This is a genomic window from Nocardia arseniciresistens, from assembly GCF_046764875.1.
Classification (GTDB): domain Bacteria; phylum Actinomycetota; class Actinomycetes; order Mycobacteriales; family Mycobacteriaceae; genus Nocardia; species Nocardia arseniciresistens.
Genome location: NZ_JBKORD010000030.1, coordinates 1 through 23,096, shown reverse-complemented (window position 1 = coordinate 23,096; position 23,096 = coordinate 1). Strand labels below are relative to the sequence as shown.

Below are 23,096 nucleotides of genomic sequence, written 5' to 3'. Positions count from 1 at the left end.
GAACTGGCGTCCGCATGAATACAGGCCCATAGCAGGACGTTCGTTATGCCTGCGGTACAACGAACGTCCTGTGCAGAAAGGTCCGCGTCGGGTTCTCGACCGAGTCGAGTCCGCCGCAGGTCAATTCACGACTTCGATTACATCACCGGGCGAGACATGGTTGTAAAGCGTCTCGGCACCCTCGGGGGTCATGCGTATGCAGCCATGCGACTGTTCTTCGGTCGGTCCGATATGAGTGGCAATATCACCGTTGAAGAACACCGCCCACTTCATCGGCACATTGTGCATCGTGCTCCAATGATCTTCACGCTTGAACGCGACGCGAAAGACGCCGGGAGGGGTTTCATATCCCGGCCTACCGTGCGAAATAGGCGTCGGGCCATAGGTCACCTTGCCGTTGTCCATCAGCCATGCCTGGTTGGTGGAGAGCTGCATGCAAACGCGGTCTGCCTCCCCGGTGCACGGCGCGACGACCGGGGCGGGAACGGGTGGGATCAGCGCTGGTACGCCCGGAATGTCTGGTCCGCCCGGCCATAATGGTTCGGCATTCGCGGGAGCCATGACTGCGAGTCCGGCCGATGCGACGCCGATGAAAACTGCCGATCTGGCCGTCCAACTGAGAAAACGCCTGTTGCTCATGGAGTTCTGACCTCTCTGCCATTGCCCACCACCCTGAGTGCCGTCTGCCAGAGCGTTGGGATCATCTCGTCGGCACAAGCTCCGAACCACCTGCAGGTGTTGAAGATCATTGTGAACCGTATTCCGGCTCGTTGGGATGCATTCCATTCAATCCATCACACGAATTGACTGATCGGGACCGATTATCGGGCAAATAGCGGCGAAAACCCGTGAAAAAATTCCGACTGGTCGGAGCTGGTTTGTTTATCGAATCGCGACCTGTTCGGGCATCGGTCGACAAGATCGCGCTACCGTGACGTTCGAGCGCGGACCGCGCTCGCGGCCCTGGCTCGTATCGCGGATAGGCACGACCGGAGGCCGGTTCCAGCGAGAGGAGCGAGTGATCTTGCGACCGAGAGCGGCCCTGCCGAGCAGATCCGAGTACACCAGAAGTTTGGTCGCGAAATCGTGCAGTCGATGACCCTGTCGAGTACACGAACGAAAGCCGGTGCGGCCCTTCTTATCCTGACGATCTCCTACTACCTCGTCGAACTGATCGTCGCCGCGCGATGGCCCGTGCCGCACGCATACAGCTGGTCGCAGCACATGATCAGCGACCTCGGCGTCCCCGAATGTATCGGCGGCATAAGGCAATACGGTGACAACGCACTCGAAGGCCGCTACATCTGCTCACCGTGGCACGCGCTGATGTCCGCCGAGTTCGTACTGCTCGGTGTCATGGTGCTCGCCGCCGCCGTCCTGCTGTCTCCGATGCTGCCGAAAACCCCACTCGGAAAGGCACTTCCGTACCTGGCCGCGATGAACTGTCTCAGCATGGTTCTCGTCGGAACCTTTCCGGGAAGCTCCGGCGAAATCACCGGCGGCAGCCGAGTTCGTGCCGTCTTACACCCGTTGGGCGCCTACCTGGAACTATTATCCGGCATCGCGATCATGGCGATAGTCGCTTATCTCTACCGCTCCTACCGCGGCTACACCGCGGTCACTCTCGCGCTGCTCGCCGTGAGCGCCGTCGGTGTGGTGGCCGGACTCGGCAGCTCACACCTGGGCATGGGCCCCGGAGCAGCCGAGCGACTCGCCATCGATCCATTCGTCTGGTGGCGGATCATCACCGGCGTCACACTGCTGATCGCACCCGTGCGACTCGCGACAGAGGGGCGCACGCCACACCGGCGTACGCCCCTCTGAAAGACCAACGGCGACAGATGTTTCAGTCGCCGTAGCGCTTACTTCTTACGATCCCGCTTTTCGCGGACGCGGACCGAAACCCGCACCGGCGAACCTTCGAAGCCGAACTCCTCACGCAGGCGGCGCTCGATGAAGCGTCGGTAGCCCGCCTCCAGGAAGCCGGTGGTGAACAGTACGAACGTCGGCGGTCGCGTTGTCGCCTGGGTGGCGAACATGACGCGGGGCAGGCGGCCGCCACGCATGGGCGGTGGTGTTGCCGCGACCACTTCCTTGAGCCAGTTGTTCAGGCGGCCGGTGGGGATACGCTTGTCCCAGGATTCCAGGGCGGTTTCCATCGCGGGGACGAGCTTTTGGACGGCGCGGCCGGTCTGGGCGGAGATGTTCACCCGCTGCGCCCACGGGACGCGGACCAGATCTCGATCGATTTCGCGATCGAGTTGCAGGCGGCGGTCCTCGTCGACCAGGTCCCACTTGTTGAAGGCGAGCACGAGCGCGCGACCGGAGTCGGCGACCATGCTGATCACCCGCAGGTCCTGTTCCGTGATCGGCTGCGAGGCGTCGACCAGCATCACAGCGACCTCGGAGGCCTCGAGTGCCGACTTTGTGCGCAGCGACGCGTAGAACTCCATGCCACTGGCATGGGAGACCTTGCGGCGCAGACCCGCGGTGTCGACGAACTTCCAGATCTTGCCGCCCAGATCGACGAGCGAGTCGACCGGGTCGACGGTGGTACCCGCGACGTCGTGGACCACTGAACGCTCATCGCCCGCCAGCTTGTTGAGCAGGCTGGACTTGCCGACATTGGGCTTGCCGACCAGCGAGACACGGCGCGGGCCGGTACCGCCGGTACCCTCGCGCGGGGTTTCCGGGAGGACGGCGAGGACCTCGTCGAGCAGGTCACCGGTTCCGCGACCGTGCGCGGCGGAGACCATGCGCGGTTCGCCGAGTCCGAGTGACCACAGCGCTGCGGCCTCGGATTCGATCTTCTGATCGTCGACCTTGTTGGCAACCAGGATCACCGGGATCTCGGAGCGACGCAGCTTCCTGGCCGCCGCTTCGTCGGTGGTGGTCGCACCGACCACCGCGTCCACCACGAGCAGAACAGCGTCGGCGGTACTCATGGCCAGCTCGGCCTGACGCGCCACCGACTGCTGCAATCCCTTGGCATCGGGCTCCCAGCCGCCGGTGTCCTGAACCAGGAATTTCCGGCCGGACCAGTTCGCCTCGTAGGACACCCGGTCCCTTGTGACACCGGGAATATCTTCCACGACCGCCTCGCGACGGCCGATGATCCGATTGACCAACGTCGACTTGCCGACGTTCGGGCGACCGACCACGGCAAGGGTCGGCATCGGGATGTGGGCGTCGAGCTCGAACTCACCGTCGAGCCCGGTCACCTCCCAATCGGATTCCTCGCTCCATACGCCGTCACCGGCGAGAACATCCTCGCTCACTGGGCACCTCCCGTCCGGCTCGTCGAAACCTGCTGACGCACAACGCGAAACAGCTCGTCGATAACTTCGTCCATGTTCATTTCACTGGTGTCGACCAGCACCGCGTCCTCGGCAGGGCGCAGCGGCGACACCTTCCTGGTGGAATCGAGGTTGTCCCGGCGCTGCACATCGGCGAGCACGGCCTCGAAGTCGTCGCCGCGACCTTCGCGGATGTTCTGCTGGTTGCGCCGCTCGGCGCGCGCCTCGGCCGAGGCGGTCAGATAGATCTTGGCATCCGCGTCCCGCAGTACGACGGTGCCGATATCGCGGCCTTCGACCACAATTCGCTGCGTGGTAGAGGTGATGTCGCGCTGCAAGGCGACCAACAGATCACGCACCTCCGACACCGCGGACACCGCGGAAACGGCCTTGGTGACGGCGTCGCCGCGGATCTCCGACGACACGTCGACGTCGTCGAGCAGGATGACTTCCCTGCTCGGGTCGGTGCCGATCGTCAGCGGCAACTCCTTGACCGCCGCAGCGATCGCAGCGGTGTCGGTCAGTTCGATGCCCGCACGCAGCACGCGCAGCGTCGCCACGCGGTACATCGCGCCGGTATCCAGGTAGCGAGCATTCAATCGGGTCGCAAGACGCCGCGAGACGCTGGATTTACCAGTGCCCGAAGGTCCGTCCATCGCGACGACAAGTGGCGAAGTGCCCGATATCTGCCCTGGGGCCTCGACCGGAATCTCCACACCGTTCACAACGACACCGCCTCATACAGTTTGCCGACTTCATCGCGACCGAGCACACGCAGCGTGCCAGGCCGTTGATCACCTAACGTCACCGGACCGATATTGGTGCGCACCAGCCGGGTGACCGGGTGGCCGACGGCATCGAGCAGTCGACGCACGATGTGCTTGCGCCCTTCGTGCAACACCAGTTTCACCAGAGAACGTCCCTCGCCCAGCTCGAGCACCTGGAACTTGTCGACCTTCGCAGGGCCGTCCTCGAGTTCGACGCCGTCCTTGAGCAGCTTGCCGATCGACTTGTTGACCTCGCCGTTCACCGTCGCCAGGTAGGTCTTGGGCGTCTCGAACGAGGGGTGCATGAGCCGGTGGGCGAGATCACCGTCATTGGTGAGCAGCAGCAGGCCCTCGGTGTCGGCGTCGAGCCTGCCGACGTGGAACAGCCGCTGTCCTGCCGCGATCCGCTCGGCGACAATATCGCCGACGCAGGGGCGCCCGAGATCGTCGGACATGGTCGACTGCCAGCCCCTCGGCTTGTTCAGCGCGATGTGGACCAGTTCCGCGCGCACCATGACGCGGGTTCCATCGACGCGCACAACCGCGGTCTCCGGGTTGATCCGCAGGCCCTGCTCGGTGACGATGGCACCGTCGACCTCGACGCGACCCTGGTCGATCATTTCCTCGGCGGCACGCCGCGAGGCGACACCCGCCTTGGCGAGCACCTTCTGCAACCGTTCGCCTTCGCCCGCAGGCAGTTTGACGTGACTGTCGGCGACGGTCTCGGTGTGCTGCCGCTTGGCGGGCTTGGCGTTGTTCAGCAGTGTCGGCGCGGCAACCTTGCGCTGCGGCTTCGCGCTCTTGGCCTTGCGCGGGGTCGTACCCGTTGCCGAAGACTGTGCGGGCCGACGCGCGGCGCCGCCGTCAGCGGAACCGCGGTAGCCGCCCTGCGACGAACCACGTTGCGCGGCACCACCTTGCGAGGACCCACGGTCACTTTGCGAGCCGCCGCGATAGCCGCCGCCCTGCGAGGAACCACTGTCGCCCTGCGTGCCGCCACGGTGCGAGGAACCACTATCGGCCTGCGAACCTCCGCGGTAACCGCCGCCTTGCGACGAGCCACGAGAACCACTGTCACCCTGCGAACTACCGCGATAGCCACCGCCCTGCGAGGACCCGCGATAACCACCTTCGCCCTGCGAAGAACCACGGTAGCCACCCCCCTGCGACGAACCACGTGAACCGGAACCGCCTTGCGACGAACCACGATAACCGCCGCCCTGCGACGAACCACGAGAACCACTGTCACCCTGCGAACTACCGCGATAGCCACCGCCCTGCGAGGACCCGCGATAACCACCTTCGCCCTGCGAGCCACCGCGATAGCCACCGCCCTGCGAGGAACCGCGATAACCACCCTCGCCCTGCGAAGAACCACGGTAGCCACCCCCCTGCGACGAACCACGTGAACCGGAACCGCCCTGCGACGAACCACGAGAACCGCCGTCACCCTGCGAACCTCCGCGGTAACCACCGCCCTGCGAGGACCCGCGGTAGCCGCCCTCACCCTGCGAACCTCCGCGGTAACCACCGCCCTGCGAGGACCCGCGGTAGCCGCCCTCACCCTGCGAACTCCCCCGCTGTCCGCCTTGCGAACCGCCGCGGGAACCCCCACTCTGTGAACCTCCACGTTCGCTTCCTCCCCAGGAAGCGCCGCGCTGTGTTGTTTCTCCCCGTTGTGCCGAACGGGCTCCTCGGGAGCCTGCGTCACGTCCTGCGCCCCCCTTGGTGGGCTGGTCACTGCGTTTTCTACGATCCGGTGTGCCATCTCGGCGAGCGGGCGTATTCATGTTGTCCTGTCAGTCCTCGGCGCCGAGGTCCAAATCGGCCTCGGCTGGTTTCCTCAGCCTGGTGTAACGGGGATCCGTTTCCAGGCTCTCGTTGATCTCATCGATCAGGTCGACGCCCGGAAGTAGGGGCGCCAGTGGCGGCAGATCCGTCAGCGACGGCAGTCCGATCCGTTCCAAGAACAGTTCGGTCGTGCAGTACTGCGTACCGTTGGTGTCCGGGTCGACCCCGGCTTCGGCGATCAATCCCCGAGCAAGCAGGGTTCGCATCACCCCATCGACGTTCACACCGCGCACCGCGCTGACCCTGGTTCGGGTCACCGGCTGACGGTATGCCACCACCGCCAGCGTTTCCAGTGCCGCCCGCGTCAATTTCGAGCGGGCGCCGTCGAGCAGCATCCGTTCCACATACGGTGCGTACTCGCTGCGAGTATAGAAGCGCCAGCCGTCCCCGACGAAACGCAGATCGATACCACTACCCCGTGCGGATAGTTCCGCCGACAGTTCCCGCAGTGTCCGATCCACCCGCGCTGTGGTGTCCGCCAACGCGTCGGCCAGCAGTTCTACCGGGGCCGGAGCGTCCACAATCAGCAGCACGGCCTCCAACGCCGACCGGAATTCGTCGTCATCGAGCGCCTCGGGGGTGAACTCCGCCACTGTGTCGTTCTCGGCGTCGTCCTCGGCCTCCCCGCCGGCAACCGCCGCGGCCTGTGAAGGGGTGTCATCGATCTCCGCACCCTCGCTCACGGACGCCCGGGCGGTACCCGTGGCCTCCCGCACGCTCTCGTTGACATCCTCGTCGCGCTCAGCCGTGTCCATGGGTCGCTCGCCGTGCTCGCTCACCCGTAGTCCTCCTCGATAGTCGCGGCGTCGACCGTCTGCACGGTGTCGACCTTCTCGTCGCCGGTCCAGCTGACCGAGAGCGGGCCGAGCGGGTCGGGCTGGTCGAACTCGATCGTTTTGCCTCGGTAGAGCTCGAGCAGGGCAAGGAAGCGGGCGACGATCTGGATCGGCACTTCGCAGTCGACGACGAGTTCACCGAAGCTCGTCCAGCCGCCCGGCCCACGCAGTTTCAGCATTTCGAGCACGATGGCCGCCTGCTCGACGACCGAAATGGCGTGCGAGTGCAGGTGGTCGAGCCCGACCTTGGGTATCGGACGAGGCCGGAAGGCCGCGGCGGCGATCGCGGCGAATTCGTGTGCGTCGACTCCCAGCGCAACCTCGGGCAATAGCGCGGCGAAGCGCTCCTCCAGCCCGACCGCGCGCGGGTAACGACGTTGCGCGACGGCCTCCAGCTCACCGAAAAGCTCGGCGACCTGTTTGAACGCGCGGTACTGGAGCAAACGGGCGAACAGCAGATCACGTGCCTCGAACAGCTCGAGGTCCTCGGCGTCGGTCATCTCCCCCGATGGCAGCAGCCTGGCCGCCTTGAGGTCGAGAAGCGTGGCCGCGACAACCAGGAATTCGGTGGTCTGGTCCAGGATCTTGTCCGCGCGCAACGCCTCCTGCCTGGCCCCGCCCCCGGAACTCACCGCCAGCGCCGCCGTCAACGCCTTCGTGTAGGCGATGAATTCATCGGTGACCTTGTGCAACGCCACCTCGGTGACGTCGAGCTTGCGCGAGCTGATCAGCGTGAGCAGCAGATCGAACGGTCCCTGAAAATTGCTCAGCCGCAGGTGAAACCCGGTCTGCGGTTCCGAGGTCTCCGGTGCGGCGGGATCGGACGGCGCGAGTTCGGCAGCGCCTCCCGTCACCGGCCCGACCGGTGGATGACTTCCCGCGCCATCGCCCGATATGCCTCGGCCCCAGCGGATTTCGACGCCCAGGTGGTGATAGGTTCCCCCGCGACGCTGGCATCGGGGAACCGGACGGTGCGCGAGATGGCCGTGTCGTAGACCAGATCGCCGAATACCTCGACAACACGCGCCATCACCTGGCGCGAATGCAGTAGCCGCGCGTCGAACATGGTCACCACAATGCCGTAGAGGCTCAACCTCGGATTGAGACGGTCGCGCACCTTCTCCACGGTGTCGTTGAGCAGCGCGAGCCCGCGCAGCGAGAAGTACTCGCACTCCATCGGGATGATCACGCCGTCCGAGCAGGCGAGCGCGTTCACCGTGAGCAGGCCCAGCGACGGCTGGCAGTCGATGAGGATGTAGTCGTAGCGGTCGCGGATCGGCTCCAGCGCGCGGGCCAGTGTCTGCTCCCGGCCGACCTCGTTGACCAGCTGGATCTCCGCCGCCGACAGGTCGATATTGCTCGGAAGCAGGTCGAGGTTCTCGACGCGAGTCGCCGTCAGCACATCGTCGATGCCCACCTTGGACCCGATGAGCAGGTTGTGCACCGTCAGATCGAGGTCGTGGTGAGCCACACCAAGTCCCGCGGACAGCGCACCCTGCGGGTCCAGATCGACCAGCAGCACCCGCCTGCCGAATTCCGCCAGCGCGGCGCCGAGGTTGATGGTTGAGGTCGTCTTGCCGACGCCGCCCTTCTGGTTGCACATGGCGACGATCAGGGCGTCGCCGTGTCGCTCGAGTGGGGTCGGGTCTGGAACCACACGCAGCGGCCGCCCGGTTGGACCGAGCGCCGCGTCCTCCGGGGCGGGTTCAGCGCCGTTGCCCCACAGCGTTTCTGCCGCGGCCGCCGAGTACGGAACCCGATGGGTACCCGTAAGCGGCTGCGCCCCAGCACTGACCGGCGGCTCTGCCGCACTGGCTGTCGTCACGATCCGCTGCTCCTTATACGTTCCTACCCGTTGCCTCGCCGAGCGTAGCGAGGCCGATCGGGCCCCGACCTCGCTTTCGTACGGTCCAGCACTCGAAAGAACGCTACCGCTTGACTGTGTCCAACTACCGCGCCTCAGCGCGGCGTGTTCGCAGTGAAAACGTTACCTCTCACTGTCTCACCGCCACTCGGGTCCGCCGTCGAAATGGACATCGAACCGGTCGTGCAGCTCGTCCATGCTGTCCCAATCAGCCTCGCCACGTGCGATGCGACCCAGTTGCCGGAAGTATTCGAACCGGACGATACCCGGTGTCAGCACCGCCAGGAACTCCGCAGGGCCATCCGCCGAGGCACCGAAAGCGTGCACGGTACCCGGTGGGACGACGACCAGGCCACCTGTGGACACCGATCGAAGTTCGCCGTCGACAAGGAATTCCATGGTCCCCGCCAAGACATAGAAAATTTCCGTCGACTTGGTGTGATGGTGTGGCCGTGTTCCATTCGCTCCCGCCTGTAGTACGAGCCGGTTGGCTCCGAACAGTCCGTCGGAGTTCTCACTGTCCTCCAGCAGTCGGAACGAGCCGCCACCTGGCAGCGACACCGCTTCGACGTCCGATTCGTGGACGATGAAAGCCTTTGTCATTCAACTCACCTCACATGCTCAGCCGACAACATGCCGAGCCGATGGAGCGCGACCCGACACGAGAGGTAACCGGACCGAGATTCTATTTTCTTCCGCGATTGGGTATCACCTGAGCGCACAGTCCAATTTCCGCTCGTGCCGAGTACGCCTGAGAGGCGCCGCATCCCAGATCTGGGGAACTACTAACGGGCGCGCGGGTGCGCTGTCGCCCACACCTCACGCAACGTGTTGACGGTGACCAAGGTGTAGATCTGCGTTGTCGTGACCGAAGCGTGCCCGAGCAGTTCCTGCACTACGCGCACATCGGCACCACCGTCGAGCAAATGTGTTGCGAACGAATGCCGCAGCGTGTGCGGTGACACCGCCGCACCGATACCCGCGCGCTCGGCGGCGGTCTGCAACACCTGCCAGGCCGTCTGCCGAGACAACCTGCCACCGCGCGCGTTCAGGAACAGCGCGCCCGCATTGCCTTTGCCGCGCGCGGCGAGTACGGGCCTACCGCGCACCAGGTAGGCGTCCACCGCGGCCAGAGCGGGCCTGCCGATCGGAACCATCCGCTGTTTACCGCCCTTGCCGTGCAACACGACCGCCCGGTCCTCGGTGTCGATGTCATCGACATCGAGCCCGACCATCTCCGAGATCCGTGCGCCGGTCGAATACAGCAGCTCGAGCAGCCCACGATCACGCAAACCACGCGGCCCGCCGTCCGTTCCGGCCGAGGCATCGGGACCATCGGCGTCCGTCGGCCCGCCGCCCGCGGCCTCGAGCAACCGCAGAACCTGGTCGTAGGGCAGCGCTTTGGGCAACCTGCGGCCCGGTGCGGGCGGTTTCACGGCATGAGCGACGTCGGCGGTTGTAATGCCCTCGGCCGCCGCGAAGCGGTGCAGTCCGCGCACGGCGATCAGCGCGCGGGCCACCGAGCTCGCCGCCAACGGCGGATGGTCGGCACTACCCGCCCGCAACGCCATGGTGAATTCGCCGACATCGGACTCGGCGACCGTATCGAGTCCGATGACACCGCGACCGGCGAGGAAATCTCGGTAGCGGTCGAGGTCCCTGCGATAGGCCCCGAGAGTATTGCGCGCGGCGCCGCGCTCGACCGCGAGATGGTCGAGATAGGCGTCGATCTCCCGCGCGAGCACCGGCCGGGGTCCCGTCAGCCTTCGGACTGCCGCTGCGACGCTTTGCGGCGCAGGAACGCGGTGGGCTGTCCCGGCCACGGCGCGTCCGCCGACCGTAGCTCGATACCACCTGCCCGCGCGGCCGCGAGCGCGAGTACACCGGCAACCGCCGTCGCGTTGACGATCTCGCCTGCCAGCGCGGCACGCACGGCCTCCTCGACCGGCATCCGGACCAGCTCCAGGTCGGCTTCCTCGTTCTCCGGCTCCGGCTGGTGGGTGTCGTAGAGATCCCGCGCGAAATAGACCCGCAGCGCCTCATCGGTGAAACCGGGTGACAGCGCGACATCCACCAGCACCGACCATTCCCGTGCGGCAAGGCCGGTCTCCTCGGCGAGCTCACGCTTGGCCGCTTCGAGCGGGTCTTCGCCGGGGAGATCGAGCAGCCCGGCGGGCAACTCGAGCAGCCGTGCGCCGATCGGGTGCCGGTACTGCCGGATCAGCACCACGTTGTCGTCGTCGTCGATCGCCGCGACCGCGACCGCACCGTGATGCTCGATCACCTCACGCTCGACGACCCGGCCACCCGGCATCGCCACCTGGTCGAGCCGCAGCGCGAGGATCGCGCCGCTGTAGACGGTCTTGCTCGACACCGTCTCGAAATCGTGGCTACCCGGCCCACCCCCGTGCTCGCTCATTACGATCCCTGATCCGCGTCCGCGAGCTCTTCGTCAGGAAGATCGACCGGAAGCCGCTCGGCCAGCTTGTATTTCAGCGCCGCCGCGACGAGCGCCGCGAACAGCGGGTGCGGGCGGGTCGGGCGACTCTTGAGCTCCGGGTGCGCCTGGGTGGCGACGAAGAACGGATGCTGGTCGGCGGGCAGCTCGACAAACTCCACCAGGTGCCCGTCCGGCGAGGTGCCGCTGAACCGGAGGCCGCTGGCGGCGATCTTGTCGCGGTAGGCGTTGTTCACCTCGTAGCGATGCCGATGCCGCTCGGAGACCTGATCGGTGCCGTATGCCTGCGCGACCACTGACCCCTTGGTCAGGGTTGCGGGGTAGGCGCCGAGGCGCATGGTGCCACCCAGATCGGCCTCACCAGCGATGACCTGCTGCTGGTCGGCCATGGTAGAGATCACCGGATGCGGTGTGTCCGGCTCGAATTCGGCCGAGTTCGCCTCAGCGAGACCGACCGAACGCGCGGCTTCGATCACGACGCATTGCAAACCGAGACACAGGCCGAGCAGCGGCAAACCCCTCGTCCGCGCGTAGCGGATTGCGCCGACCTTGCCCTCGATGCCACGGATACCGAACCCACCTGGGATCAGCACCGCATCCACATCGCGTAGCGCGGCCTGCGCGCCCGCCGGGGTCTCGCAGTCGTCGGACTGCACCCACCGGATGACGACCCTGGCGCGCGAGGCGAACCCGCCCGCGCGCAGCGCCTCGGTCACCGACAGGTAAGCGTCCGGCAGATCGACATACTTGCCGACCAGCGCGACCTCGACGGTCTCCCTCGGCGAGTGCACGCGATCGAGCAGATCGCCCCAGACGGTCCAGTCCACATCACGGAACGGCAGCCCGAGCTTGCGCACCACGTAGGCATCGAGGCCCTCGCGGTGCAGCACCTTCGGAATGTCGTAGATCGACGGCGCGTCCGGAGTGGAGATGCAGGCGTCGACGTCGACGTCGCACATCAGCGCGATCTTGCTCTTGAGACCCTGCGGCACATCACGATCGCAGCGCAGGATCAAAGCGTCGGGCTGAACACCGATGCTGCGCAACGCCGCCACCGAGTGCTGCGTCGGCTTGGTCTTGAGTTCGCCCGACGGCGCCAGGTACGGCACCAGCGACACGTGCAGGAAGAAGACATTCTCCCTGCCCACGTCGTGGCGCACCTGGCGCGCGGCCTCGAGGAAGGGTAGCGACTCGATGTCGCCGACCGTGCCGCCGATCTCGGTGATAACCACGTCGGGGACGTGGCCCTCCAGATCGGGGCCCGCCATCGCGAGGATGCGGCTCTTGATCTCGTCGGTGATGTGCGGGATGACCTGCACTGTGTCACCGAGATATTCGCCGCGCCGCTCCTTGGCGATCACCGACGAATACACCTGCCCCGTGGTCACATTCGCGTCCCCGGACAGATCCCTGTCAAGGAATCGTTCGTAGTGACCGACGTCCAGATCGGTCTCGGCACCGTCCTCCGTCACGAACACCTCTCCGTGTTGGAACGGATTCATGGTGCCGGGATCGACATTCAAGTACGGGTCGAGTTTCTGCATCGTGACGCGCAACCCGCGCGCCGTCAGCAACTGACCGAGGCTGGAGGCGGTAAGACCCTTACCCAATGAGGAGGCGACACCACCGCTGACGAAGATGTGTTTCGTCGCTGTTCGCGCCTGAATCCGTGTTTGACCCACGGGTCTTCACGGTAACACGAATTCGCTGTCCGATCACACGCCACGCACGTTTGCCGTCAGGTCGCTGCCGGGCGATCACGCGCGCACTGGGAAGTGTTCACTGCGTAGCCGCAGTGCGCATGCGCCGACGTGCGTCAGCACGCCGATTCACCCCGTCGACGACTGTGAGGGAGGTCGCCCGGATGCCGCCACGGTATCGCGGAGCAGCGCAATCATCGCCGCACACCGGTTCAGCCGGGCAGCGCGACGAGAGTGAGCGAATTCGCCTTGGTGCCGGTGCCGTAGCGGCCCGCGCCGCCCCCCAGCTGCTCGCTGAGGCCCAGGACTGTGGTGACGCGGCCGATGTCCCTGTCGAGGTTGTCGACGGTGGTCACGGTGGTAGCCAGGGCCGCATCGGAGCGGATGGCGGCGATGGGGCCCGGGTTGTCCGCTGCGCCGGAGCGTCCGGACAGAACCACGCCCGCGGCACGACCGCGCAGAGCGCCCGCGAAGCGGGCGATATTCGAACCCTGACCGTTCTCGCTGGAGCGGGCGCCGTCGCCGGTCACGACGACCGCGAGTTGCGCCGGGGCTACCGGGGTGTCGCCGTAGCCGAGGAAGCCGCCGCCGCGCAGCGTCTCCAACGCCAGGCTCAGCTCCTGCGGGGTGCTGCGAGGTTGCGAGTTCGCCTGATCGAGCAGCAGCACCAGGCCGAGCAGGTCGCCGGCCATGCTGCCCTGATCGACCGCGCCGCTGCGCAACTGGGCGCCTGCGGGGATGACGTTGGTAATGGTGGTGCGCAGCCGGTCACCCTCGGTGGTGTCGAGCAGGGCGTCGGTGAGTGCGATCCTGCCCGTCACCGTGGCACCGGAGGTATCGAAGCCCTTCGTGACGGCCTCGATGTCGGCGGGGTCGGCATCGGGGGTGGTGAACACCACGACGCTGCGGTCGGCCAGGGTGCCGCCGAGGATCCGGCCCGCCGAGCCCGCGATGAAACGGTCGGCCGCATCCAGCTCGTCGATTAGTCGGCGGTTCTGTTCGGAAATGGTGTCGACCTGCTTGCGCAGATCGGTCTTGTCCGCACGCAGTCCGTGCAACAGGTCCGCCGCTACCGTCTGCGAGCCGAGCACCACGCCGACGGCTAGTGCCAGGAAGACCGCGACAATCGAAATGACGTGCTGACGTAGCGGAATCATCGACGTACCTTGCCGACCAGGTCCTGCGCCCATAGCGCGAAGCGATTCCAGGTGTCGGCCGCCCAGTCGAGCATCTCGCTGCCCATGTGCGAGGCGAGCATCGCGACGATCACCGCGATGAGCGCGGCGAGCACGATCATCGCGATCGCGGTGCCGGACACGCGGTTTCGATACAGGGTGGCAACGGCCTTGGCGTCCATCAGCTTCGTTCCGACCTTGAGCCGGGTGAGGAACGTTGCCGGATTGCTGTCGCGGCGGCCACGGTCGAAGAAGTCGTCCAGCGATGCGGCGGCGCCCGCGGTCACGATCAGCGACGCGCCGTGGTGGTGGGCGAGCAGCAGCGCCAGGTCGGCGGGCGAGCCGGACGACGGGAAGGTCGTCGCCCCGATACCGAGATCTTGAATACGCTCCAGCCCCTTGGCATGGCCGTCGGTATCGGCGGGCAGGATCACCTCGGCACCGGATTTCAGTGTGGTGGTGGTGATTTCGTCCGGATCGCCGACGATCAGGTCGGGCCGATAGCCTTGCTTCATCAGGGTGTCCGCGGCGCGGCCGACACCGACCATGATCGGCGCGTACTCCTTGATGAAGGGCTTGAGCGCCTTCAACTCGTCGGCGTGGTCCGGACCGTCGGCCACCACGACCACATGCCGATGTTTCATCGACAGATCGAGTTCCGGAACGCCGATGCCGTCGATCAGCAACGCGCTCTCGGTGCGGAAGAATTCGATGGTGTTGCCCGCGAATGCTTCCAAATGATCGGCAAGACCGTTACGGGCCTCGATCATGCGGTCGGCAATGGCGGAATCGGTCAGTTCGATGCCCTCGACGAGAGCATCGGGCTCCTTCTTGGTCAGCTTGTCCGCGTAGACGATGCCCTCGTCGATGCGAACCTTTGTGCCGTCCTTGATTTTGCTGAAGGCATCCGAGCTCACCGTATCCAGCAGTAGTATCCCGTTGGCCACCAATACTTCCGGGCCGAGGTTCGGATAACGACCAGAGATCGACGGCGAGGTATTCACCACCGCGACCACCCCCGCTTCGACGAGCCGATCAGCCGTGAGCCGATCCAGATCCATCTCGTCCAGTACCACCACATCACCGGGCCCGACCCGTTTGAGCAGACGCCGAGTGTTGCGGTCGACCCGGGCGATGCCGGATAGCCCGGGCAACGTTTCGGTGTTCTTCGACAACAACGCCAACATCTTCATGGCCTCGATAGTGGCCGCCAACCCTCAACCATTGATGGAGGCGCGCCGAATCATCTACCACATTCGTCACTGTGATACCACAGACATGCCGTCACCGACACGCCGTGAACTGGACCTGGCTACCGGTCGTCGGATGCCTCGGCAACGCCGGACACGGGATCAACGGGGTTCGAGATAGTACCCGTATGCTTCCGGTCACAGATATCTCGTAGAGGAGACATTCATGGCCAGCACCACAGTCGACGCTGTAGTCGCCGCCCCGCGCGACGTCGTGTACCGGCTTTTCGCCGAGCGCGAGAGCATCAGCCCCTACCTTCCTGTCAACGTCAAGCTGACGAAACCCGGGTTGACCGAGCGCGAAGGCGTGGGCGCGCAGCACCTGATCGGCGTCGGCCCGCTCGGGGTCACCGAGGAGATCACCAAGCTGGTGCCGGGTGAGCGGATGGAATACAAGATCGTCAAAGGCGCTCCGGTGAAGCGGCACGTCGGTGTCGTTACCTTCACCGACGCCGACAACGGCACCCTGGTCTCTTACACAATGGAGTCCGAACCGAGCCTGCCGGTGCCGTCCAAGGTCCTGGAACTCGGTCTGCGCAACCTCATCAACCAGTTCATTCACGGTGCTCAGAAGGCCGTGCGCTGAGCTAGAAGCCATGCCTTCCGGGATCCGTACGGATCCCGGAAGGCATCAGGCCAGTGCGCGTTCGGAGCGCGCCGTCTCGAGCAGTTCCTCCGCGTGGGCTCGGCCGGTTTCGGTGTTATCGAGGCCAGCGAGCATGCGGGCCAACTCGATCACTCGCTCGTCTTTCGTGAGCGCGCGGACGCCGCTGTTGACCTTGCCCTCGCCATCGTCGGACTTGTCCACCACCAGATGGGTGTCGGCGAACGCCGCGACCTGCGGCAAGTGGGTCACCACAATCACCTGGTGAGTACGGGCGAGCCGGGCGAGTCTGCGGCCGATCTCCACCGCCGCGCGACCACCGACACCAGCGTCGACCTCGTCGAACACCATCGTCGCGCCGTGGTCCGAACTGGCGAGCACCACTTCGAGAGCCAACATCACCCGTGAGAGTTCACCGCCGGACGCGCTTTTACTCAAGGGCAGCGACTGCGCACCGGAGTGCGCCGACAGCCGGAACTCGACCTCGTCCACCCCGGACGATCCCGCGTGCACCTCTTGACCGTCGACCATCAGCGGCGCGGAATCCTGCGGGCTCGCAGGCACCGGGCGCACCTCGACCTCGAGACGCGCCTTGCCCATGGCCAGCCCACCGAGTTCGGCACTTACCGCGGAGCCGAGCTTGCTCGCCGACTTGGTCCGCGCCGCGGTCAGCTTGCTCGCCGCCACACGGACTCGTTCGGCGGCGATATCCACCTCGGCGGCCAGAGCCGTCAATGCCTCTTCGGAAACGTCGAGCGAGCCAAGGCGCGTGCGCGACTCCTGCGCCCACGCGATCACACCGTCGATGTCGGGCGCGTACTTGCGGGTGAGCGTCTTGAGTTCGGCCTGCCTGGTCAGCAGCGAGTCCAGTGCGCCGGGATCAGACGGCAGGTCCGAAAGATACCCGCTGAGTTCGGTGCTCAGATCGACCACCGCCGCGATGGCCTCCCCCAGCCGAGGCGCGAGCGCGGTCAGCGCGGGATCGTCGGCCGATTCCACGCGGGCGCGGGCCACCCCGAGCAATTCCAGTGCGCCGGAACTGTCTTCCGGAGCATCGGGTGACCCGGCCAGCGCGTCATGCGCCGTCACGGCCGCCTCGCGCAGCGAATCGAGGTCGCTCAGCCTGCGCACCTCGCCGACAATGCGGACGTCCTCACCGGGTTCCGGTGCGATGGCATCGATTTCGGTGAGCGAATACTTCAGCCTGTCGGCCTCCAGCGCGAGTTCCCTACTGCGCGCGGTACGTTCGATCAGCTCGGTGCGGGCATCGAGCCAGGACCTGCGCTGCACCTGATACTTGCGCAGCAGCGGCCCGACGGTGTCGACCGCGAACTGGTCGAGCGCGGAGAGCTGCTGGTCGGGGCGTTGCAGTCGCAGCTGGTCGTTCTGCCCGTGCACGGTCAGCAGTGAGGCGGTGAAATCGGCGAGCACCGAGGCGGGCACGCCGCGGCCACCGAGATGCGCACGGGAACGTCCGTCGCTGCCAACCGTCCGGATCGCGATGATACTGCCGTCGTCATCGGCTTCCGCCGCAGCCGATTCCAGCACCTGGCCGACCTCCGCGCGCGCGGCGGCATTGACATCATCGACGGTGAACCGCCCCTCCACCACCGCGCGAGTGGCACCGAGACGCACCCGGCCCGCATCCGCCCGCGCACCACTGAGCAGGTGCAGGCTGGTGACCACCATGGTCTTGCCCGCACCGGTCTCGCCGGTGAGAACCGTCAGTCCCTCGTGGAATTGCGCAGTGGCCGTGGAGATAACGCCAAGGCCATCAATCCTGATCTCTGTCAGCACGTGTGCTCTCCGTTCGCCGTCGGCCACGCCAGCCTGTCACGGGCAATTGGAATTTGCGCACCATCCGGTCGGCGAAGGGCGCGGAATCCAACCGCACCCAGCGCACCGGCACGGCGCCGCGGACGGCTTCGACCCGCCCGCCCTTCGGCAGCGCGAGAGTGCGCCTGCCGTCCAGGAAAACAATCGCATCATGGCCCGTGGCAACGGATTCCACCGCGATACGAGACTCCGGGCTCGTCACGAGCGGGCGCGCGAAAAGGGCATGCGCGTTGCTCGGGATCACCAGCAGCGCATCGAGTTCCGGCCACACCACCGGACCGCCCGCGGAAAACGCGTACGCGGTCGAACCGGTGGGGGTCGAGATCAGGATGCCGTCGCAACCGAACTGCGATACCGGACGCCCGTCGACCTCGAGCACCACCTCCAGCACGCCTATCCGCGAGGCGTTCTCGATGCTCGCTTCGTTCAACGCCCAGCCGGTTTCGACGATCTCGTCGTCTACTCGGACGGTGACGTCGATGGTCATCCTATTCTCGATGCGATAGTCCTTGCGGACCACCTGGGCCAGCGCCTCGTCCAGATGCTCCGCCTCGGCCTCGGTGAGAAAACCGATGCGGCCCAGGTTGATTCCCAGCACCGGCACCGCCGCGGGCCTGGCCAATTCGGCGGCGCGCAGGAACGTGCCGTCACCACCGAGAACCAGCACCATCTCGCAACCCACCGCCGCATCCGGGCAGTGCTCGACCACCCGGACCGGATAACCGCCCGGCGCTGCCACCGCCGAAGAGCCAGGCCCCGGGGCCTCACAATCGACATCGAGATCGAACCGGGTGCCTTCCGCCTCATCGGCGAGCACCCGCAAACCGATTCCCGCATCCGCGAAGATCTTGGCCACCCGATGGGCGGTTTCTATGATCTCCGCGCGGCCAGGATGCGAAACCAGCAGAATTTCCCGGCCACCCGACTCGGCCGGCGACTGCTCGTTCACTGTGGACCCTCCTCAATCGCACGCTCGACGAGAGCCGCGACCTGCTCGCCGTCGTACTCGAACTGCCCGTCTTTACGCAACCACAGAAAGTATTCGACATTGCCCGACGGTCCCGGCAGCGGGCTGGCCACTACCGCTCTGGTGCGTAGTCCCAACCCGGCGGCCACGGCCGCGACATCGCCCACCACTTCGGCCCGCAGGGCCGGATCCCGCACGACACCGCCGGAACCTACGCGCTCTTTACCCACCTCGAACTGGGGTTTCACCATAGGCAGCAGATCCGCGCCCTGCGCACAGCAGGCGGCGAGTGCGGGCAGCACCAGCCCGAGGGATATGAACGACAGATCGCCGACCACCAGCTCGACAGTGCCGCCGATAGATTCGGGAGTCACGCTTCGGACGTTGGTGCGGTCGAAAACACGTACTCGCTCGTCGTTCTGCAGCCGCCAGATCAGCTGGCCGTAACCCACGTCGACGGCGACGACCTCGCGCGCCCGTTCGGAAAGCAGCACGTCGGTGAATCCACCGGTGGACGCACCCGCATCCAGGCACCGCTTACCCGCGACCGTCAACCCCTCGGGTTCGAACGCGCGGAGCGCGCCGAGGAGCTTGTGCGCGCCACGCGAGGCCCACGACACCTCGTCGGGCTGGTCACGCACCAGCAACGGCGTGCCGGTTTCAACGGCGGTCGCAGGTTTCACCGCGACCGTTCCAGCTATCAGGACGCGGCCCGCGCCGATCAGCTCGACCGCGTGTTCCCGCGATCTCGCCAAACCGCGGCGAACCAGTTCGGCGTCCACTCGCGCGCGCCTGGCCACCTCAGATCTTGTCCACCGTAGCCAAGGCCTGGACAAGCACCTCGTGTGCCTGTTCCAGGATGCGAGCGCGCCGGGTGATGTCGGTGCCGGATTCGGCGCCTTCCGGCAGACCGGAGCGCGAATCGAGTTCGGCGAGCAGGCTGGCGACATCGGCGCGAATCCGCGCGGGGTCGGCCGGTTCCTGGCGCCCTTGTGCGCCAGGCAGATGCTGGCCCGGCAGCGGAGGCCCCTGGCGGGGTCCGTTCGCGCCGGGGCCGTTCATACCGGGTCCATACGGGCGGGGCATCGGAGTACTCATCGTGACATCAACGCTATCGGATTTCCGGACCGGACGCGCGCACCGTCACGGCTCGTCCCGGGTTGCGCCGCAAGCGTTCGGTCAACTCCGCCGCCAGGTCGGTCACGGCCGACTGTGTAGTAGCCGTATGGGGTTCGCTGTCCACGGGAGGGAAGTTCAGTGCATCCAGCGATTCCGAAACGTAGGTCGGGATCAGGTCCGCAGGGGCGTCGCGCAGCTCATCGAGCGTGCTCACACCGGTCAAGACGAGCAACGATTCGAGGCCGACACGATTGGCACCCTCGATATCGGTGTCGAGGCGATCCCCGACGACCAGAGCGCTACGCGTCCCGGCCCGCACCAGGGCGTCCTCCATCAGTGGCGCATACGGCTTGCCCGCCACCAGGGGCGTGCGACCGGAGGCGGCACACAGGGCGGCGACCATGGCACCGTTGCCCGGTGCGAGGCCGCGCTCGTTCGGCAGCGTCTTATCGGTATTGGCGGCGACCCACAGGGCGTCCGCGTTCAGCGCGTAGGCCGCCTCGGCCAGATCCGGCCACGCGGTGATGGGTGAATGTCCTTGTACGACAGCATCAGGGGCGGCGCCGTTGAAGCGGCGAACCGAACGCAGACCGACGGCATTCACCTCGGCGGCAAGGTCGTCGGTGCCGACGACCAACACACTCGCGCCTGCGTCGAGTCGTTCCGCGAGCAGCCGTGCCGCCGCCTGCGCGCTGGTCACGACATCGTCGGTCGTCGCGAGGAAACCGAGCTCGGCCAGGTGCTGGGCAACCGCATCCGGTCCCCGACTCGCATTGTTCGTGACGTACACGAGCCGTTGCGGCGCGCCGGAATCCGCGAGCGCCTCGGGGGCGCCCTCGATCACCTCGGGCCCGCGATACAGCGTGCCGTCCAGATCCAGCAGCAGGGCTTCGTAGCGATCTCGTAGCCGCTTCACACCACTCTCACTTCATGTCAACGTCGGCAGCCGTTGCCGAACTCCTCGCCCGTATACCGGATGCCCGGCGGTCTACTCCGCGGGGTCGACACGCGGCCGCGGTCCTCGCCGAGCACACCGCACACTACGCCCACAGCCCGACAGCGAAGGACGGCCATCGTAGTCACGCCGGTCACGAGAGGCCGTAGAGCAGCCGCGTACGAGAGTGTCCACAACCCCGTCTTCGGGCACATGCAGGAAATAGTCCAGCTGCCGTGTCTGCGTGGCCCGCGCCTGGCGGTTCGCGGTGTCCGCCCACGGCGGATAGACCCGAAATCCGCGCTTACCACCCGAACCATCAACCAAGACAATATCTTTCGTGCGTAACACAGTGTCAGGAAAGAACATTCGACAACGCACGCTAGCCGTGGAGCCGAACAATGCTCAGCTGCACTCGGCGTCCGGCACGACGATCAGATCCACAACGCACCGCAGCGGCATTCGGACGCCGGGCCCGCCCAGCCCGCACGGTTATATGCCCGCGCCCGGAAACGGGCCGTTCGCGAGAGCGGCCTGGGCCCGAGTCCGCCCACGAACCAACAGGGCTCACTACATTCGGTGGGCAACACGTCCGCACCGCCGGCCGATCTCCCACTCAGTGTTCGGCGTTGCCCGTCAGTTCGGCCGCGCGGTCCTCGGCGTCGGTTTCGTCGTCCACATCCGCGGAGGCGGCGTTGAGGAACCAGGTGAGGCCGTCGTCGGTCCGGCCCGCGGCGACGAGTGCGTCTGCGTAGGCGTAGAAGAGGCGCGCGGCCGAGGAACCGGTGCGAGACGGATCCAGATCGGAGGTTTGCAGGGTCACCACGGCCTGGTCGTACTGCCCGAGGTCCATGCGGGCGCCCGCGACCACGATGCGCAATTCGCTCGCCTCGTCGCCGCTCAGGGCACGAGCTTCGTCGCTGCGACCAAGTTCGATCGCGCGCTCGGGACGGCCGAGACCGCGTTCGCAGTCGGCCATGACCGCGAGCAGACCGGAGCCGCCGGACATGCGGCGAGCGGTACGCAGCTCTGAGAGAGCCTCGGCCCATTCCCCAGCGTGGTATGCGGTGACGCCCGCGGTTTCGCGAACCACCGCGACGCGGCCCGCGCGTTGACGTGCGGCACGAGCGTGCGCGAGCGCGAGGCTCGGGTCGTCGTCGATCAGCCGGGCTGCCATCACCAGGTGGCGTGCCACGGCTTCCGCATTGGTCTTGTCCAGGCTCAGCAGGTCACGACGAACCGCGGGTTCGAGATCGGAGGCCTGGATGTCGTCGGGCAGATCCGGCTCCTCGGGTCGCGGTGCACGGCGCTCCTGCGATTGGCCGCCACCCCCGGCGCGCGCACCTTCGCCACCGCGACGACGATCCTGCGACGGCCCATCACCACGCTGGAACGACCCGCGATCCGAGCCGCCACGATCACCGGACTGGCCGAAGCCGGAGCGCTGACTGGAGTCACTGCGCTTGAAACCACCGCGCTGCTCGGAATCGCTACGCCGATTGAAACCGCCACGATCACCCGAGTCGTTGCGCGAGCCGGAATCATCCCGGCGGTTGAAACCACCGCGATCACCGGAGCCGCTGCGCTGACCGGCATCACCGCCACGGCCGGAGCTGCCACGATCACCGGAATCACCACCGCCACGGTTGAATCCGTCGCGCTGGCTCGTGTCGCCGCCACGATTGAAACCGCCACGATCACCGGACTCGGCACCACGATTCGAACCACCGCGATCGCCTGACTCACTGCCACGGTTGAAGCCACCGCGCTGACCGGAATCGCTACGCCGATTGAAACCGCCACGATCACCCGAGTCGTTGCGCGAGCCGGAATCATCCCGGCGGTTGAAACCACCGCGTTCGTTGGAGCCGCTGCGTTGGCGGGAATCGCCGCCGCCGCGCTCATTCGAATCCTCGCGGCGCTTGAAGGCGCCTGCCGAGTCACCGCGCTGACCGGAGTCACCGCTACGTTTGAATCCGCCACGCTGCTCGGCGCCGCGCGGGGGCTCCTGGCGGTCGCCACCGGTGCGTTCGCGATCGGGGCGGCTCGGGGACGAGTCCCCGCCGCCGTCACGGGCCGGTCGATCACTGCCTTCGCCACGCTGGCCGGATCCAGAGGCGGGGGTGTCACGCCGGAAGGACTTCCGGTTGTCGTTCTGTTCCGACACGGTGATCCCCTTTCTAGTTCCGCAAGAGTGGTCGGGTGCCCCACAAATTGAATCACGTGTCGATGGTGGGGCATGGACGCGGAGGCCTGCACTGGGCACAGTAAGGTACCCAAACGCCGATAGGGGACCCAGAATCTGGGTCCCCTATCGTGAATGATGTTCCGGCGGTGTCCTACTCTCCCACACCCTGTCGAGTGCAGTACCATCGGCGCAGACAGGCTTAGCTTCCGGGTTCGGAATGGGACCGGGCGTTTCCCTGCCGCTATAGCCGC

The 23,096-nt window shown here is 66.3% G+C and carries 20 protein-coding genes, 1 rRNA gene and 2 pseudogenes; 2 read left to right on the top strand and 21 right to left on the bottom strand.

Annotation, left to right across the window (positions count from 1 at the left end; genetic code table 11):
• Positions 1-120: 120 nt before the first annotated feature.
• Positions 121-639, bottom strand: coding sequence for a L,D-transpeptidase (locus ACLMAJ_RS36635; protein ID WP_412018499.1), 519 nt, complete (start codon positions 637-639; stop codon positions 121-123).
• Between the two features lie 456 nt (positions 640-1,095).
• On the opposite strand from ACLMAJ_RS36635, the gene ACLMAJ_RS36630 reads away from it, so the two are divergent.
• Positions 1,096-1,824 carry a DUF998 domain-containing protein gene (locus ACLMAJ_RS36630; RefSeq protein WP_412018498.1) on the top strand — a complete coding sequence of 243 codons (729 nt, stop codon included), beginning with the start codon at positions 1,096-1,098 and terminating at the stop codon, positions 1,822-1,824.
• Between the two features lie 38 nt (positions 1,825-1,862).
• Here the strand turns inward: ACLMAJ_RS36630 and der are convergent, their stop codons facing one another.
• From der to steA, 12 genes and pseudogenes are all read right to left on the bottom strand, one after another.
• Positions 1,863-3,278 carry a ribosome biogenesis GTPase Der gene (gene der / locus ACLMAJ_RS36625; RefSeq protein WP_412018497.1) on the bottom strand — a complete coding sequence of 472 codons (1,416 nt, stop codon included), beginning with the start codon at positions 3,276-3,278 and terminating at the stop codon, positions 1,863-1,865.
• Positions 3,275-3,952, bottom strand: coding sequence for a (d)CMP kinase (gene cmk / locus ACLMAJ_RS36620; RefSeq protein ID WP_412018554.1), 678 nt, complete (start codon positions 3,950-3,952; stop codon positions 3,275-3,277). Before cmk ends, der begins: the two co-directional genes overlap by 4 nt.
• A 65-nt stretch (positions 3,953-4,017) precedes the next feature.
• Positions 4,018-5,010: pseudogene (locus ACLMAJ_RS36615) on the bottom strand (pseudouridine synthase); the annotation flags it as partial.
• 852 nt (positions 5,011-5,862) lie between these two features.
• Positions 5,863-6,669: an SMC-Scp complex subunit ScpB gene (scpB, locus tag ACLMAJ_RS36610; protein WP_412018553.1), complete on the bottom strand. Its 807-nt coding sequence runs from the start codon at positions 6,667-6,669 to the stop codon at positions 5,863-5,865.
• A gap of 20 nt (positions 6,670-6,689) precedes the next feature.
• Complete coding sequence (locus ACLMAJ_RS36605; protein ID WP_412018496.1) at positions 6,690-7,604, bottom strand: segregation and condensation protein A; 915 nt, start codon at positions 7,602-7,604, stop codon at positions 6,690-6,692.
• Positions 7,601-8,476: a ParA family protein gene (locus tag ACLMAJ_RS36600; RefSeq protein ID WP_412018552.1), complete on the bottom strand. Its 876-nt coding sequence runs from the start codon at positions 8,474-8,476 to the stop codon at positions 7,601-7,603. Before ACLMAJ_RS36600 ends, ACLMAJ_RS36605 begins: the two co-directional genes overlap by 4 nt.
• A gap of 276 nt (positions 8,477-8,752) precedes the next feature.
• Positions 8,753-9,217, bottom strand: coding sequence for a cupin domain-containing protein (locus tag ACLMAJ_RS36595; RefSeq protein ID WP_412018495.1), 465 nt, complete (start codon positions 9,215-9,217; stop codon positions 8,753-8,755).
• A gap of 182 nt (positions 9,218-9,399) precedes the next feature.
• Positions 9,400-10,359 (bottom strand): site-specific tyrosine recombinase XerD, encoded by a 960-nt coding sequence (gene xerD, locus ACLMAJ_RS36590; protein WP_412018494.1) that lies wholly within the window; start codon positions 10,357-10,359, stop codon positions 9,400-9,402.
• A 14-nt stretch (positions 10,360-10,373) separates the two neighbouring features.
• The gene (locus ACLMAJ_RS36585; RefSeq protein ID WP_412018493.1) at positions 10,374-11,033 is read right to left on the bottom strand and encodes an NUDIX domain-containing protein; all 660 of its coding nucleotides are present in this window, start codon (positions 11,031-11,033) and stop codon (positions 10,374-10,376) included.
• Complete coding sequence (locus ACLMAJ_RS36580) at positions 11,033-12,754, bottom strand: CTP synthase (protein ID WP_412018492.1); 1,722 nt, start codon at positions 12,752-12,754, stop codon at positions 11,033-11,035. Before ACLMAJ_RS36580 ends, ACLMAJ_RS36585 begins: the two co-directional genes overlap by 1 nt.
• 230 nt (positions 12,755-12,984) lie before the next feature.
• A complete protein-coding gene (locus ACLMAJ_RS36575) occupies positions 12,985-13,929 on the bottom strand; it encodes a copper transporter (protein ID WP_412018491.1) in 945 nt (314 codons plus the stop codon).
• Positions 13,926-15,140 carry a putative cytokinetic ring protein SteA gene (gene steA, locus ACLMAJ_RS36570; protein WP_412018490.1) on the bottom strand — a complete coding sequence of 405 codons (1,215 nt, stop codon included), beginning with the start codon at positions 15,138-15,140 and terminating at the stop codon, positions 13,926-13,928. Before steA ends, ACLMAJ_RS36575 begins: the two co-directional genes overlap by 4 nt.
• Before the next feature lie 223 nt (positions 15,141-15,363).
• Between steA and ACLMAJ_RS36565 the strand changes: the two genes are divergently transcribed.
• Complete coding sequence (locus ACLMAJ_RS36565; protein WP_412018489.1) at positions 15,364-15,783, top strand: SRPBCC family protein; 420 nt, start codon at positions 15,364-15,366, stop codon at positions 15,781-15,783.
• Between the two features lie 45 nt (positions 15,784-15,828).
• On the opposite strand, the gene recN is transcribed toward ACLMAJ_RS36565, so the two are convergent.
• From recN to rrf, 8 genes and pseudogenes are all read right to left on the bottom strand, one after another.
• Positions 15,829-17,598: a DNA repair protein RecN gene (gene recN / locus ACLMAJ_RS36560; RefSeq protein ID WP_412018488.1), complete on the bottom strand. Its 1,770-nt coding sequence runs from the start codon at positions 17,596-17,598 to the stop codon at positions 15,829-15,831.
• A complete protein-coding gene (locus ACLMAJ_RS36555; protein WP_412018487.1) occupies positions 17,576-18,586 on the bottom strand; it encodes an NAD kinase in 1,011 nt (336 codons plus the stop codon). Before ACLMAJ_RS36555 ends, recN begins: the two co-directional genes overlap by 23 nt.
• Positions 18,583-19,404, bottom strand: coding sequence for a TlyA family RNA methyltransferase (locus tag ACLMAJ_RS36550; RefSeq protein ID WP_412018486.1), 822 nt, complete (start codon positions 19,402-19,404; stop codon positions 18,583-18,585). Before ACLMAJ_RS36550 ends, ACLMAJ_RS36555 begins: the two co-directional genes overlap by 4 nt.
• 1 nt (position 19,405) lies before the next feature.
• Positions 19,406-19,702: a hypothetical protein gene (locus ACLMAJ_RS36545; protein ID WP_412018485.1), complete on the bottom strand. Its 297-nt coding sequence runs from the start codon at positions 19,700-19,702 to the stop codon at positions 19,406-19,408.
• A gap of 13 nt (positions 19,703-19,715) precedes the next feature.
• The gene (locus ACLMAJ_RS36540; RefSeq protein ID WP_412018484.1) at positions 19,716-20,639 is read right to left on the bottom strand and encodes an HAD-IIA family hydrolase; all 924 of its coding nucleotides are present in this window, start codon (positions 20,637-20,639) and stop codon (positions 19,716-19,718) included.
• 72 nt (positions 20,640-20,711) lie between these two features.
• Entirely contained in the window at positions 20,712-21,026 is a 315-nt protein-coding gene (locus tag ACLMAJ_RS36535) for a MepB family protein (RefSeq protein WP_412018483.1), read from the bottom strand.
• A gap of 247 nt (positions 21,027-21,273) precedes the next feature.
• A pseudogene (locus ACLMAJ_RS36530) lies at positions 21,274-22,254 on the bottom strand (tetratricopeptide repeat protein); the annotation flags it as partial.
• Positions 22,255-22,983: 729 nt separating this feature from the next.
• Positions 22,984-23,096 (bottom strand): 5S ribosomal RNA (gene rrf, locus ACLMAJ_RS36525); the annotation flags it as partial.